Origin of the sequence: Chlorogloeopsis sp. ULAP01, from assembly GCF_030381805.1 — a bacterium.
Classification (GTDB): Bacteria; Cyanobacteriota; Cyanobacteriia; order Cyanobacteriales; family Nostocaceae; genus Chlorogloeopsis.
Window position 1 is genome coordinate 1 of the sequence record NZ_JAUDRH010000007.1, and the last position, 14,306, is coordinate 14,306.

General features: G+C 40.8%; 12 protein-coding genes. 11 read left to right on the forward strand and 1 reads right to left on the reverse strand.

The genetic code is table 11. The features are described from left to right. The first annotated feature begins 60 nt into the window (after positions 1-60). From QUB80_RS14840 to QUB80_RS14860, 5 genes are all read left to right on the forward strand, one after another. Positions 61-1,452 carry a glycosyltransferase gene (locus QUB80_RS14840; protein ID WP_289790288.1) on the forward strand — a complete coding sequence of 464 codons (1,392 nt, stop codon included), beginning with the start codon at positions 61-63 and terminating at the stop codon, positions 1,450-1,452. A gap of 28 nt (positions 1,453-1,480) precedes the next feature. Beyond that, positions 1,481-3,298, forward strand: a complete 1,818-nt coding sequence (locus tag QUB80_RS14845; RefSeq protein ID WP_289790289.1) for a pentapeptide repeat-containing protein — start codon at positions 1,481-1,483, stop codon at positions 3,296-3,298. 199 nt (positions 3,299-3,497) lie between these two features. Further along, positions 3,498-4,364 carry a calcium-binding protein gene (locus QUB80_RS14850; protein ID WP_289790290.1) on the forward strand — a complete coding sequence of 289 codons (867 nt, stop codon included), beginning with the start codon at positions 3,498-3,500 and terminating at the stop codon, positions 4,362-4,364. A gap of 152 nt (positions 4,365-4,516) precedes the next feature. Continuing rightward, positions 4,517-7,510 (forward strand): peptidase domain-containing ABC transporter, encoded by a 2,994-nt coding sequence (locus QUB80_RS14855; protein WP_289790291.1) that lies wholly within the window; start codon positions 4,517-4,519, stop codon positions 7,508-7,510. Positions 7,511-7,730: 220 nt separating this feature from the next. Beyond that, positions 7,731-9,305 (forward strand): beta-barrel domain-containing protein, encoded by a 1,575-nt coding sequence (locus QUB80_RS14860; RefSeq protein ID WP_289790292.1) that lies wholly within the window; start codon positions 7,731-7,733, stop codon positions 9,303-9,305. 103 nt (positions 9,306-9,408) lie between these two features. On the opposite strand, the gene QUB80_RS14865 is transcribed toward QUB80_RS14860, so the two are convergent. Continuing rightward, complete coding sequence (locus QUB80_RS14865) at positions 9,409-9,825, reverse strand: Fur family transcriptional regulator (RefSeq protein ID WP_289790651.1); 417 nt, start codon at positions 9,823-9,825, stop codon at positions 9,409-9,411. Positions 9,826-9,920: 95 nt separating this feature from the next. Here QUB80_RS14865 and QUB80_RS14870 point away from each other — a divergent pair, with 95 nt between their 5' ends. From QUB80_RS14870 to QUB80_RS14895, 6 genes are all read left to right on the forward strand, one after another. Further along, entirely contained in the window at positions 9,921-11,162 is a 1,242-nt protein-coding gene (locus QUB80_RS14870; protein WP_289790293.1) for an FAD/NAD(P)-binding protein, read from the forward strand. A gap of 137 nt (positions 11,163-11,299) precedes the next feature. Further along, the gene (locus tag QUB80_RS14875; protein WP_289790294.1) at positions 11,300-12,091 is read left to right on the forward strand and encodes a CobW family GTP-binding protein; all 792 of its coding nucleotides are present in this window, start codon (positions 11,300-11,302) and stop codon (positions 12,089-12,091) included. Next, complete coding sequence (locus QUB80_RS14880) at positions 12,088-12,900, forward strand: metallophosphoesterase family protein (RefSeq protein ID WP_289790295.1); 813 nt, start codon at positions 12,088-12,090, stop codon at positions 12,898-12,900. The genes QUB80_RS14875 and QUB80_RS14880 overlap by 4 nt, the downstream gene beginning before the upstream one ends. Then, positions 12,884-13,057 (forward strand): hypothetical protein, encoded by a 174-nt coding sequence (locus QUB80_RS14885; RefSeq protein ID WP_289790296.1) that lies wholly within the window; start codon positions 12,884-12,886, stop codon positions 13,055-13,057. Before QUB80_RS14880 ends, QUB80_RS14885 begins: the two co-directional genes overlap by 17 nt. Before the next feature lie 38 nt (positions 13,058-13,095). Continuing rightward, positions 13,096-13,842 carry a metallophosphoesterase family protein gene (locus QUB80_RS14890; protein WP_289790297.1) on the forward strand — a complete coding sequence of 249 codons (747 nt, stop codon included), beginning with the start codon at positions 13,096-13,098 and terminating at the stop codon, positions 13,840-13,842. A gap of 66 nt (positions 13,843-13,908) precedes the next feature. Further along, positions 13,909-14,274, forward strand: a complete 366-nt coding sequence (locus tag QUB80_RS14895; RefSeq protein ID WP_289790298.1) for an ArsR/SmtB family transcription factor — start codon at positions 13,909-13,911, stop codon at positions 14,272-14,274. Positions 14,275-14,306: the final 32 nt, after the last annotated feature.

Below are 14,306 nucleotides of genomic sequence, written 5' to 3' on the forward strand. Positions count from 1 at the left end.
TTGTCGACATAGCTGAGACACCCTTTATTTTTTCTTCTTAATTCCAGTCTCAGCTTTTTTTTGCACCTAAATCAACCCGTCGAACTCACGTTACTTCAGGAACGACGACCCCAGTGTCATGTTGTCATTGTTGGGGAAAATCGAGTGGCTTATGGTAAACAATTACCAAATGGCAAAACTTACAAAGAGGTAATGCTGGAAAAATATTCCCTCGACCTCAGCAGAGTCCATTTCACTGGTTGGTTGCCTTATCCTGAATACCTGCAAGTAATTCAGGCTTCCTCTGCCCACGTTTATCTCACCCGTCCCTTTGTCTTGTCTTGGTCAATGTTGGAGATTTTATCAACAGGTTGCTTGCTGGTAGCTTCGAGAACTGCGCCTGTGACTGAGGTGATTCAAGATGGTGTTAACGGTTTATTGGCAGACTTTTTTTCACCCCAGGAAATCTGCGATCGCATAGAAGAAGCCCTCCAGCATCCAGATCGAATGGCTGGGATCAGGGCTAAGGCAAGACAAACAATTCTAGAGCGTTATGATTTATCGCAACTATTACCACAGCACTTGCAATGGATACAGCAGCAAGAAGATAACAATGGTAAATTAGTTTCCCCGTGGGAGGGAACCAAGCTAGAGGCAGTAGCTATTACTCAAAACAACGGGTCAAACGGGAAACACAACGATACAGAAAATTTATCACTCACATCTGCCACACTCTCACAACTTCAAAGCCGCAAGGTAAAAAATGAAGAAATTCTTCCTCTGCTAGCTAGGTATCAATTACTACCAAAGCTCCAGCAAGAACTTGTTATTGATGAAGCGATCGCATCGATTAGTTGCACAAACGAAGAACAAGTCAAGTGTTGCCAACAGTTATGCCAACAACATCAGTTAACATCCGAGGCTGAACGCCAAGCTTGGTTGCAGCAGCAGAATATGACTGAAACACAATTTTTAAACCTAGCAACCCGGAACCTGAGAATCGAGAAGTTTAAACAACTAACTTGGGGTAGCAAATTAGAATCTCACTTCCGCCAACTCAAGTCAAAACTTGATCAGGTTGTCTACTCCCTGATTCGCCATCGCGATGCAGCTGTTGTTCAAGAACTTTACTTCCGGCTGCTAGAAGGCGAACAAACCTTTGCTGAATTAGCAAGACAATACTCCCAAGGTTCCGAAACTGAAACTGGTGGGTTAATGGGGCCAGTAGCATTGAGTATGCCCCATCCTCATTTAGCCCGAATTCTCGCTATCAGCCAACCAGGGCAGATATCACCTCCAACCCATATTGGAGATTGGTGGGTAATTGTGCGATTAGAAAAGTTTCTGCCAGCGCAACTTGACGAACCCATGCGCCAACGGTTACTCAACGAACTTTTTTCTTCTTGGTTAAAAGAACAACTTCAACAACAACCTTTTGCGCCTCAAGCGATAGAAGCACAAAAACTAGCGTAAACAAATTAAATTTTTTTAGGTTCACAATATGCCAGCTTTCAACTTTAACGAACAAAACTTGGTGGGCAACGACTTTACCGGACAAAACCTAAATGGTTCCACTTTTTTTAAAGCTACCCTCACAAACGTCCAATTTGTTAATACCGCACTCAGAGGTACTAACTTTGAAGAATCAAAGTGGTTCAACGTTAATGCATCTGGTGCTATTTTTGCCCCTAATAACAACTTTTCCCAACCAGCGAATTTTTTCAAAGCGACTTTAGAGAATGTCAATCTCAGTGGTGCCAACCTCAGAGGGGCAAATATGTCGCTCGTCAATACGAAATTCATTGACCTGTCAAACGCCAATCTGACGAATGCGAACTTGCGGGAAGCTAATCTCAGTGGTGAACAATCAGAACGCCCAAATCTTAGAGGTGCTAACTTTACTGGAGCTGATTTATATAAAGCCAAGCTCAAAGCTGCTGATTTGACAGGAGCTAATCTGACGAATACCAAGTTAGAAGAAGCTGACTTTGAAGCCACTCTTTTAGTTAATGTCGATGCAACTGGTGCTGATTTTCGACTAGCAAAACTTACAGATATTACTCTGCGAAACTCTATTTTTGATTTAGCTAATTTCAGTGGTGTTTCTCTCAGTGATGCCCCACTCGAACCAGGTCAAACTAGCAATGCTAAGTTTCGCGGTGCTAATTTAAGTGGCTTTTTGGTAGATGATGCAGTTTTGACTGGTGCTGATTTTAGTCCTCATGTAGCTACCAATGGCACCGTGACGATCACAAACCTCACTGGCGCTAAATTTGATGACACCGATTTGAGTGGAGCAAACTTCACTCAAGCCAATGCAGAAGGAATTTTATTAAATGGGCTTGCCGTTGGTGCAAATTTTACTGATGCGAAGCTCGTTAACTCTGACTTATCTAAAGCCGACTTCACCAATGGCAACTTCACTAGATCTGACTTAAGTAGTGTGAAGATGACCGATGCGATCGCCGTTGGTGCAAATTTCACTGATGCAAAGCTGATTGACGCCGATTTATCTAAAGTTAATTTCAGCAATGCCACTTTTATAGGGGCGGATTTAACTGGTGCGATCGCGGTTGATGCAATTGGTTTGTATCTTGGCACCACAGGCAACGACAATCTCACTGGAACAGACGGCAACGATAACCTCTTTGGCAATGACGGCAACGATACCCTTTTTGGTAATGCAGGCAATGATTATCTAGACGGAGGTTTAGGTGCTGACTCTCTGATTGGTGGAGATGGAAATGACACTCTCTTTGGTGGCGCAGGCAATGATATTCTTGTTGGTGAAGCAGGTAATGATTCTCTCTACGGAGGTTTAGGTGCTGACTCCTTAGTTGGTGGTGCAGGACAAGACACCCTGCTTGGTGATGCTGGATTAGATACCTTAATTGGTGGTGGAGGTAATGATTATCTAGATGGTGGTAACGCTGCTGACTCACTATTTGGCGGTGCTGGAAATGACACCTTGATTGGCGGTGCGGGTAATGACACCCTGACTGGCGGTGCTGGTGCTGATGCCTTTATTTTCAATGCCTCTACAGAAAGAGTTGATACTATCACTGATTTCTCTGTAGTTGATGATACTATTTATATTTCTGCTACTGGATTTGGCGGTGGGTTACAGCCTGGTGTACTTGCAGCTAGTCAATTCCATTTAGGCTCATCGGCGACCAATGCTTCACATCGCTTTATCTACGACACAAGCAATGGTGCACTCTATTTTGATGCAGATGGCACTGGTAGTACTTCCCAGGTAGAGATAGCTAGACTCTCTAACAATCCTGCGATTACTAGAAATGACATTGTTGTTGTATAAATAATTACGGCAATTAGTAGGGTGGGCATGGTTTAGGATTTACTCAAAATTTTTAGATTGTCAGCAATGCCCACCTGAGAAAACCTTTCTTTACCTTTAACTTGAAAGAGGGTGTAGGGAAAATACCTTTTTCATGCCTGGTGATCAAACTTGTTTCATCGCGACTGTCTTTTGCCTCCTGCTTTCTGTTGTAACTTCAATGCGAATACTTTTTACCATTGCCCACTTTTTTAATCCTGACAGCAACGGTAAGCACGCCTCCCAGAGGAAAGATCCCCGATCTCGCCTATTGGCGCTAACTCAAAGTTTGGCTGCCTTGCATCAACTATTTGGTAGATCTCAAAGTATTATCAATATTGGACAGCGATTGGCTTTCTGTGCTAATCAACCGCAAGCCAATGATTTGGACATTATTATCTGTACAACCAAAGATAATCATCTCCTCAATCAACTGGCTGTACCTTCACATTTCTACAAACACCATCCCACTCAAGCAGAACCCCTACTTTTGGGATTTGAGTGCCAAGCAGTACTAAGAGATTGTCTCGGTGATTATGATTATTACTGTTTCCTTGAAGATGATTTGATCCTCCACGATCCTTGGTTTTTTAGCAAATTAAACTGGTTTACTCAGCAAGCAGGCGATTTGAGTTTGCTGCAACCTAATCGCTATGAAGTTTCTATCCACAACCTGACTTGCAAAGCCTACATTGATGGTGATTTAGCGGCAAGAGTTACTGCACCTTTTCAAAATGTAAACGAGCAACCAGAACTTAAAGGCAAAATCATGGGAATGCCAATTACATTTCGTCGCGCCCTTAACCCTCACGCTGGCTGCTACTTTTTAAATGCCAATCAAATGGCTAATTGGGTTAGCCAGCCTTATTTTCTGGATCGGGATATCAGCTTTGTTAGTCCCCTCGAAAGTGCTGCAACCTTAGGAATTATGAAGACATTCCGAGTTTATAAATCCGCTCCAGAACAAGCTAGTTTTTTGGAGATTCAACACTTTGGCACGGGATTTTTAAGTTTGATTGGGCAACAGGTAAGCTTGGCGACAAGCTGAACTCCAACAAATTTGAGCTTTTTAATTACTAACTATACCCTTTTTGTTTCAAGCAACAAATTCTCGTCTTTATTTCCTCTGTAACCTTTGGTTTTTATTAACCGCACAGACACAGAAAGCGCAGAGCTAGTCCCTACTCCTGTTAATTTGATATGACTTATACTAAAAGCACTTTTCAAGATTTTCTCGCTAAAATTGCTGGATTTGAGCAATTATCAAGTGAGGTACTTGCTGATGTATCACAAAAACTCCAACCATTGCGTTATCGTTTAGGTCATAAGATCATTGGTCAAGAAAGAATTCCTGAGCAAGTCATTATCATTTATGAAGGAAAAGCTCGTTTATTGGCACACGATCCGTGTACGCAAAAGCCAACAACTTTAAAGTTGTTGCAACCGGGGGCTATGCTTGGGGAAATAAGTTTGTTGCGAGGGGTTGCTTGCGAGAGTGCGATCGCTTCTACAGAAGTCATCGGTTTAACATTGGATGCACAAGAGTATTTAGGCTTGCTTAATTTTTATCCGGCTTTGGCTAAGGCTCGCAAATACACCAGTCATTTAGTGGAAGTTTTTGATATCCTTGCTGCACAGTCAAAGGTACAAGCTTTAAGTAATATAAATCTCAAAGAAATTGCTCAAAATGCTTTAGCAGAAGCAAAAGTTGATTACCTTCCTTTAGGAAAAACACCAATTCGTCAACTGGATCGCGAAAGCATCTGGTTTATCAGCAGCTGCGGAACAGTTAATAATTTTTCTTGTGGTTCTCGCTTAGAATTCAATAATGTTCAAGATATAGTTGCAGTACAAGGAAAAAGTCCTGTACGTTTGGTTGGCTTATGTGCGTCTGATTTAACGCTCTTAGAAAATCATCAAATAACTGATATCAATGGGGAGATAACCAATGAATTTGAGATCCCTTATGCACTCGATCAAGAATTAGTATTGTCACAGCCCAAAAAAGCACCTAGTGACCACAAAATTAGAAAATATCCGTTTTTTCATGCCGAGGGGCAATTAAATTCAGCGATCGCCTGTTTCCAAATGATCTCGAAATATTTGGAAATGCCATTTCGTCGTGAGGTAGTTCGCCGCATTTTAACTGAGCAAATCAACCGTCAGGGAACAATATCATTTCAATTATGTGCCTATCTTTCGGAATTAATTGGACTTAAGGCGCAATTAGTAGATGTACCGTGCGATCGCCTGACGCGTATTCCCACTCCTGCACTAATCGGTTACGGTGATAGCTATGCAGTGCTGTATGAAGCAAGCGATCGCACTATAGTTGTAGGCATACCATCTCAGGGAATCCAGCGCTACAAGCCTGCTGAACTGCTTACTAAATTAGAGATTGAGGAAAAAAATTATCCGCCTCGAATCAGGGTGTTGCTACTTTCTCCTACCAAAGAAACACCCCAACAACGCTTTGGTTTGCAATGGTTTCTTCCTTATGTATCCCGCTATCGGCGCGTACTTTTAGAAGTTTTTATTGCTTCCTTCTTCGTGCAATTAGCAGGATTAGCAAACCCACTTGTTATTCAGTTAATTATTGACCAGGTAATTAATAATAATAGTATTAATACTCTGCATATTTTAGGAGCTTTACTATTAGTTGTAGGATTATTTGAAGCTGTACTTGTCACTTTGCGGACATACTTATTTGTAGATACCACCAATCGCATTGACATGGGTTTGGGGTCAGAAATTATTGATCACTTGCTCCGGCTACCACTGCGTTATTTTGAACGCCGACCCGTTGGAGAACTTGCGACTCGCATCAATGAATTAGAAAATATTCGTTCCTTTCTCACAGGTACAGCTTTAACTGTAGGATTAGATGCTCTGTTTTCAGTGATTTATATTGTCGTGATGCTAATTTATAGTTGGCAACTGACATTGGTTGGTTTAGCCACAATTCCTGTATTTATCATCATAACTTCTATTGCTTCTCCCACCATTAGAAAACAGTTACGCACCAAAGCCGAACGTAATGCTCAAACTCAGTCATATTTAGTTGAGGTAATGTCAGGAATTCAAACAGTCAAAGCTCAAAATATTGAATTGCGATCGCGTTTCTGTTGGCAAGAACGTTATGCTCGTTATGTTACTGCTGGCTTTAAAACAGTTATCACCTCTACCCTCGCTAATTCAACTAGTAACTTTCTCAATAAACTAAGTAGCTTGTTAATTTTATGGGTAGGAGCATATTTGGTACTAGAAGGAGAATTAACTTTAGGAGAATTAATCGCTTTTAGAATTATCTCTGGTTATGTTACCAGCCCAGTATTGCGATTAGGGCAACTTTGGCAAAATTTCCAAGAAACAGCCTTATCTTTAGAACGTTTAAGTGATATTGTTGATACTCCCCAAGAAGCGGAACAAGACCGTGATAATATTCCCTTACCTGCAATTACGGGAAATGTAAAATACGAAAATATTTCCTTCCGTTTTAATAGGGGTGGTTCTCTACAACTTTGTAATATCAATCTCAATTTTCCTGCTGGGAAATTTATCGGAATTGTTGGACAAAGCGGGTCGGGTAAAAGTACGATGATGAAGTTACTACTCAGGTTATACGAACCCGAAGCCGGCAGAATTTTAATTGATGGATATGATATTACCAAAGTAGAACTTTATTCTCTGCGCCGACAACTTGGAGTAGTTCCGCAAGAAACACTGTTATTTGACGGTACAGTACAAGAAAATATTGCTTTGACAAATCCCGAAGCAACAACAGAAGAAATTATTGAAGCTGCTAAAATTGCAGCCGCCCACGAATTTATTATGAGCTTGCCTAACGGCTATAATACGCGAGTCGGCGAACGAGGTGCTGGACTTTCAGGCGGACAAAAACAAAGAATTGCCATCGCTCGTTCGGTTTTACAAAGACCAAAATTATTGGTTTTAGATGAAGCAACTAGTGCCTTAGATTATCCTACAGAACGGCAAGTTTGTCTGAATTTAGCGCAAGCATTTAAGGAAAGTACAGTATTTTGTATTACCCACCGTCTGAATACTATTTCACATGCAGATATGATTGTAGTCATGGATAGTGGTAGGGTCATAGAACAAGGAAGTCATGACGAATTAATGGCTTTAAAAGGTCATTACTATTATCTATATAATCAACAAGAAGTGAATTTATAAATTAGTCATTTGTTAGTAGGGGCGGGTTTTGTTGATCATCTTGCCGTTCAAAGTGATAATTTATCTTCTAAACCCGCCCGTACAGTGGTTAGTGGTTAGTAGCTATTCTCCCCCTCTGCACCTGAAGCTCTCTTGCTCCTCTGCTCTCTTGTCCCCTTGTCTCCTGTTCCCTATCCCCTATCCCCTGTTCCCTGTCCCCTGTTCCCTATTCCCTTTTTCTATGAACGGTAATTCTCAAAACGGAAAGCATCAAAACGGCAACACACCACAAAATACACGAGTACTAACATCTACACAACCAAAATCTTTTGGGAAACCTGCGACTGATGCAAAACATGACAAAGAATATAACTTTGAGCAATCGGTTGTATTACGCCAATCTCCAATATGGTCGCGTACCATTATGATGAGTTTGATTGGTTTGGCTTGTTTTGGGATTGGTTGGGCTTATTTTGCCAAAATCGAACAAGTAGTTCCTGCAACTGGGCAGTTAAAACCCGAAGGAACTGTAAAAGAAATTCAAGCCCCAGTGAGTGGAGTTATAAAAGAGGTGTATATTAAAGATGGACAAGAGGTCAAATTAGGAGATTTACTGCTAACATTTGATTCCACCACCACCAATGCTGAACTAAATTCCCTCAAGAAAATTCGTACTGAGATCGTTAGAGAAAATCAAATTTATCGCCAATTGCTAGGTGCTAGTTCAGCGATCGCATCGGAGTTGGAATTTTTACGTAGTAAACTGCCACAAGAATCTGCTTTCCTTCTCAAAAGCCGGGCGGCGCTGGTTGTAGAAAATGAATTATTGCGGACTCAGTTAAAACATTCGACTACAGATATAGGACTAGGAGTGGATGAACAACAACGCCTCCAAGCTGCTAAAAAAGAATTAGATTCTCGAACTGCAACCGCAAAATTAGATGTTGAACAAACTAAAAAACAACTTGTTCAAACTCAAATCAAAATCCAAGATACAAAAGACCGTTTAGCTATTCAGCAAAAAATTTTAAACAAACTGCAAATTCTCGCAGAAGAAGGAGGCATTTCTCAGCTTCAATATCTCAACCAGCAACAACAAGTTCAAAATCTCAAAGCAGAAATCGCACAACTAACTGAAGAAGAGAAACGACTTCAATATCAAATTGAACAAGGTCAAGAAAAATTAACTAACACAGTCGCTACTTATGATAAAAATATCTTAGATAAAATAGCCGATAATAAAAAACGTATTGCTGAAATTGATAGCCAGTTTACGAAAATACTGCTGGATAATGAAAAGCGTCTAGCAGATATCAATAGCAAAATTTCTCAAACAGAAGTAAATATTAAATACCAAGAACTTCGCGCCCCTGTTAGTGGCACAATTTTTGATTTACAAGCCAAAGCTCCTGGATTTGTGGCAAATTCTACCCAAAAACTTTTGCAAATTGTACCCAATGATAAATTTGTAGCTGAAGTTTTCATTACTAACAAAGATATTGGTTTTGTCCGTAAAAGTATGAAGGCTGATGTCAGAATTGATTCTTTCCCTTTTAGTGAATTTGGTGATATCAAAGGAGAAGTAATCAGTGTAGCTTCCGATGCTCTGCCTCCAGATCAAACATATTCTTATTATCGCTTTCCAGCTCAAATTCGCTTGAATAAACAATATTTAGTAGCTAAGGATAAAAATATACCTTTACAGTCTGGAATGTCAATTAGTGCCAATATTAAAATCCGTGAAGAACGTTCAGTTATCAGTTTGCTCACTGAGTTGTTTACTAAGCAAATTGAAAGCCTCAAAGAAGTACGTTAATTCACATCTTGTATCTTCTAAAACGCCTGAAACTGAAAGATTTTCCTCGTCCACTGTATAGGAATGTGAACTTAATTCACCCAGTGTTCAGTTAGTTCTAGCTTTATATTAAAGATTGAGGAACTTCCAACTGACAAGGCGCACACAAACCAAAAAACTCCAAGGTATGATAGTAAATCTTAAACGACAGAGACTGACGTAATTGAGTTTCTAGTTCGCAAACAGGACAAGCCTCTACGGGGATTGACTTACCGCATTGCAGACATACAACATGGTGCTGATGTTGCTGCACCAAGCTATACTGAGACTCACCATTAACTGAGGTGCGGCTTTGTACCAATCCCCTTAACTTCAATACTTCCAGCGCACGATAAACAGTTGCCAACCCCAAGCGTTGATGCGATGAGCGCAGTTGCACGTACAAATCCTGAGCAGAAATTGGGGTTTCTAGTTTTTCTAGAAATTCCAAAATGCTTTCTTGATAGCGAGTTAGTCGAGATGTTACACCAATACTGCTCATACACAACAAAAGTAGGTAACGACTGAGAACTGGCTTTACAATTTTATCAAGGCTATGATTATGATAATTATTATCATAATCATAATCTAATGGAGATGGAAGACACTCAACCACCCTTGCCTACTAAAACTGACTTAGCAATTATCGGTGCCGGGCCTCATGCTTTAACATTGGTAACCCACTTACTGCAAAAACGGCAAACTATGCGGGGTAAAATTTTGGTGTTTGACCCTAGTGGCAAGTGGATAAGTCGCTGGCAGCACCAATTTTCTGCTTTAGAAATCCCCCATTTACGTTCTCCCGCTGTACATCATCCCGATCCCAACCCATTTGCGTTGCGTAAATTTGCTGAATCTCGTTCTAGTGAGTTATTTCCTCCCTATGACTTGCCGGGAACTCAGTTATTTCAAGATTTTTGTCAGGATCTAATTTGCCGCTTTTCATTGCAACAGCAAGTGATTCCCCTGGCTGTGACACGTATTCAACCTTTACCTCATCCCTTGCGCGCCCGTCTGCGCTTGTGGTTGCAAGATGGACAGTCAATAATGGCGCGGCGGGTAGTAATGGCAACGGGTAACGGTAAATTGCAAATTCCCGACTGGGTAACCCAGATAGAGCCTGGATATTCAGACGATAGAATGTGTCACTCAAATTCAGTTGATTTACGTAAATTACGCCTAACAGGTGAAAGAGTATTAATTGTGGGTGGTGGTTTAACGAGCGGGCATTTAGCAGTGGGTGCTATTTCTCGTGGTGCAAAAGTCCACTTGATGATGCGGCGACAGTTACAACAAAAATTATTTGATGCCGAACCAGGTTGGTTAGGGCCAAAATATTTGAAAGGATTTTTTGCAGAACAAGATTACGAGAAGCGTTTGGCGATGATTTTAGAAGCTCGTAACGGCGGTTCTATGACACCAGCGATCGCTATGCAATTGCGACGAGAAGTACGTAACGGTAATCTTAGGATTGATGAAAACTGTCAAGTAATTCAGGCTGAGTGGATGGGTGAGAATTGGCGAGTCAAATGCAGTGATGGTAGTCAGTATGAGTATAGTAGAATTTGGCTTTCTACAGGCACTAAATTTGATGTTACATCTGAGGCATTATTACAAGAAGTTTTGGAAGCATATCCAATTAAGATAGTTAAAGGATTACCAGTTTTGGATGAATATTTGCGCGTTCCGGGTTGTGAATTATTCTTAATGGGTGGGTTGGCAGCTTTACAAGTCGGGCCAACTGCGCGAAATTTATCTGGTGCGAGAATGGCGAGTGAGAAGATTGTTCCAGCAATTGTGAAGTCAACAATCGCGCTTTCGCATCCTAGAAGTGCATAAGGGATAGGAGATAGGGCATTAATAAATTCGGCATTGCTGAATCGTGGTATGAATCCGGATACTCAGACACGATATATCGCGTCTCTACAAAGATTTTGACATTACTTATCGCCAATGATTATTTATGAGTCTGATTTATGAGCAATCCAATTATTACTGTCGTTGCTGGTTTGGCTGGATGTGGTAAAACTACCTGGATTTACCAACAGCTAGCTAATAAAGACGAGAAATTTCGCTTTAGTGATGAAAATATAGTGTATTTCAGCCCTGGTGTGGGCAATGTTCCCATCGATAAAACGCGCCTAGCAACGGAATTACCCAAAGTTAAAGTTTTTAGCGATGGACAAGAAGTTGAGTTTTTTAAGCAGCTAGCAGTAGCAAATATTGTCTATATTGAACTTGGCTTTTATTTGGAATTGAGTGCGATCGCCCAAATATTAGACAACCTAACTTATCAGGCTGTTGCCCTTGTGCCGCCACACCTCCAAGATTCTGAGTATCATGTTTGGGCTGACGAGATAGTTATTGGTGCAGACGCCCAAACTAGTTTTGCCCAAACTAAATTATGGCGGGCATCAAGCACAGGTCAAGTTATAGACGAAGATAGTTTACACGAATTGTGGTACGAAATCACCCATGGAGCTTACGGAACAGTTACTCGTGCCAAGGGAATTTTTAACGTTCCTGACGGGCGATCGCTTTACGCTGATTTTGTGGCGGGTGTTCCTTCCACAGATTTTCTTGAATTAGATCTTCCTCATCATTTAGATGGTATACCTCAAAGTTTTAGTGGTTTAGAAGTGCTGGGAAATAACTTAGATGAAGCTTCCTTGCGCCAAACATTGCAAGATTGCTGTTTATCTGAAGCTGCAATTTTGCATTACCAACAACAGGTAAAAGAAACTCTATTAGAGGAGACAAAAGCGTGAAAATAGCAGTCATATCCTGTATTCACGGCAATATCGAAGCCTTAGATGCTGTTTTGCTAGATATCGATCAACAAAAAGCTGAAAAAATCTTTTGTGTTGGTGATTTAGTTGGCTATGGCCCTTATCCTAATGAAGTAGTAGAAAAAATTCGCTCGTTAAATATTCCCACCTGTATAGGTTGTTGGGATGAAGATATTGTTGAGGGCTTAAATGCTTGTGAGTGTAGTTATCCCTCATTAGTAGCTGAAAAACGTGGCAAAATAGCTCACGAGTGGACAAATAAAGAAATTCATTCAGAAAATCGCGATTTTTTAGCAAAATTACCCTATAGTTTATGTGAAGACAATCTCACTTTTGTTCATGGTAGTCCCCATAGCAACCACGAATATTTATTACCAGAAATAGATGCTTTTTTAGCACTAGAAAGAGTTCTTTCTACAGGTGCAGATGTTCTATTTTGTGGGCATACTCATGTACCTTATGTTCGTACATTAGATGCAGTCAGCTTACAAATTAGTGTTAAAAGTAAGGGACAAAAACAACAGCAAAAAAACTTTTATGCTCCAATTAAGCAGATAGTCAATGTTGGTTCAGTAGGGGAACCACGGCATGGACGACCAAATGCAACTTATGTAATTTATGATCTTAATACTCAAAAAGTGACACTAAGAGAAATACCATATAATTACCAAAAAACTTGTGCAGCAATTATTGAAAAAGGCTTACCTACAATTTTTGCTTGGCGTTTAGCGCATGGCTTGGAATATGCAGAACGGGCTGACGATCCTACTCATGTTTGTACTAGGTGATGGGTTAGTAGGGGCGGGTTTTGTTGATAATCTTGCCGTTCAAACGGATAATTTATCTTCTAAATCCGCCCGTACAGTAGTTAGTGGTGAGCCAGCACTGCGGGAGGTTTTCCCTCCGCAGGTGACTGGCGTAGACGCCGAAGGCGGCTTCTCGTAGAGTACCCGGAGGGTTAGTAAGAACAAATTATTTTATTTATGAATAAATGGGCAATTATAAGTGGAATTGAGGGTAATTTGGCAGCTTATAAAGCAGTAATAGCAGATATTCAGCGTCAAAATCGTTCAATTGAAGCATTATATATTCTTGGCGATATAGTGGGGCCAACACGAGAATCTGAACAGGTGGTAGAACTTGTACGTCAACCCCAATTTGGAGAATTAGAACCTTTGGTTTGCAAAGGATGGTGGGAAGAACAGTGTTTGATTTTGCATGGGCTTGGTGCAATCGGTGAACCCACTGAGTTGATGGCAAAATATGGAGGAGAAACCGTTAAATTGCTGTGGGAGTGTGTCTCCCGTCAAACAGTGCAATGGATCAGAAGCCTAGATTTTGGGTTTTTTGAACTGGATTGTTTGTTAATTCATGGCACAACAGTATCTGTAGATGAGGAACTCACCCCAGAAACTTCTCCAATTATCATGTGCGATCGCCTGATGCGGATGCAAGCTCATAATTTATTTTGCGGTCGTTCTGGTTTAACTTTTCAATATCAACTGCAAGCAGGTTCCATCACCGCAGGAGTTACAACCCTTGATAGTAAAGCATCTCCCCAAACAGTCAATCTCACCCCACGTCAAATCATTGGGGTAGGCAATGTCGGGCGCACCCCAGGAGAAGCAACTTATACTCTCTACAACCCCAGCACAAATCACGTGGAATTTCGGACTGTACGATACGGGATAAGTAAGGGTTTTGAAGTTAACAAAATTAAGGTTGGTTAAGTAATATGGACTTTAAAAACCGCTAGACTGGAACTGTTTCCACGAGTTCTAATACTAAGAAGTTCTGTGACTAAGCCAAAACCAGATGACATCTGTCAAGTACGATGTTTCAATACAGACTTGGTCGCTCAAGTCTGTGAAGAATTACCACAGGATGAGATTCTGGAAGATGCTCATATACTCTTCAGCGCTTTAGCAGATAAATCTCGGCTCAAAATCCTTTATGCTCTTAGCAATGCTCAAGAACTCTGTGTCTGTGATGTAGCATCAATGCTGGGGGTTAAGGTGGCAGCAGCCTCCCATCATTTGCGAAAGCTACGTGACCTCAAGATACTCAAGTACAGAAATGATGGCAAGCTTGCGTATTATTCCTTAAAAGACCAGCGCATTGGTGACATTATTAACTGTGTTCTCAAGCAAATAGCAATTTAATCTTTGCTTTTTATTGCGCGAGCATGATCATT

Excerpts from the sequence above, each read along its gene's own strand:
- QUB80_RS14875 (WP_289790294.1), top strand. The coding sequence starts at position 11,300 with ATGAGCAATCCAATTATTACTGTCGTTGCTGGTTTGGCTGGATGTGGT.
- QUB80_RS14860 (WP_289790292.1), top strand. The coding sequence starts at position 7,731 with ATGAACGGTAATTCTCAAAACGGAAAGCATCAAAACGGCAACACACCA.
- QUB80_RS14850 (WP_289790290.1), top strand. The coding sequence starts at position 3,498 with ATGCGAATACTTTTTACCATTGCCCACTTTTTTAATCCTGACAGCAAC.
- QUB80_RS14890 (WP_289790297.1), top strand. The coding sequence starts at position 13,096 with ATGAATAAATGGGCAATTATAAGTGGAATTGAGGGTAATTTGGCAGCT.
- QUB80_RS14865 (WP_289790651.1), bottom strand. The coding sequence starts at position 9,825 with ATGAGCAGTATTGGTGTAACATCTCGACTAACTCGCTATCAAGAAAGC.
- QUB80_RS14845 (WP_289790289.1), top strand. The coding sequence starts at position 1,481 with ATGCCAGCTTTCAACTTTAACGAACAAAACTTGGTGGGCAACGACTTT.
- QUB80_RS14885 (WP_289790296.1), top strand. The coding sequence starts at position 12,884 with ATGTTTGTACTAGGTGATGGGTTAGTAGGGGCGGGTTTTGTTGATAAT.
- QUB80_RS14870 (WP_289790293.1), top strand. The coding sequence starts at position 9,921 with ATGGAAGACACTCAACCACCCTTGCCTACTAAAACTGACTTAGCAATT.
- QUB80_RS14855 (WP_289790291.1), top strand. The coding sequence starts at position 4,517 with ATGACTTATACTAAAAGCACTTTTCAAGATTTTCTCGCTAAAATTGCT.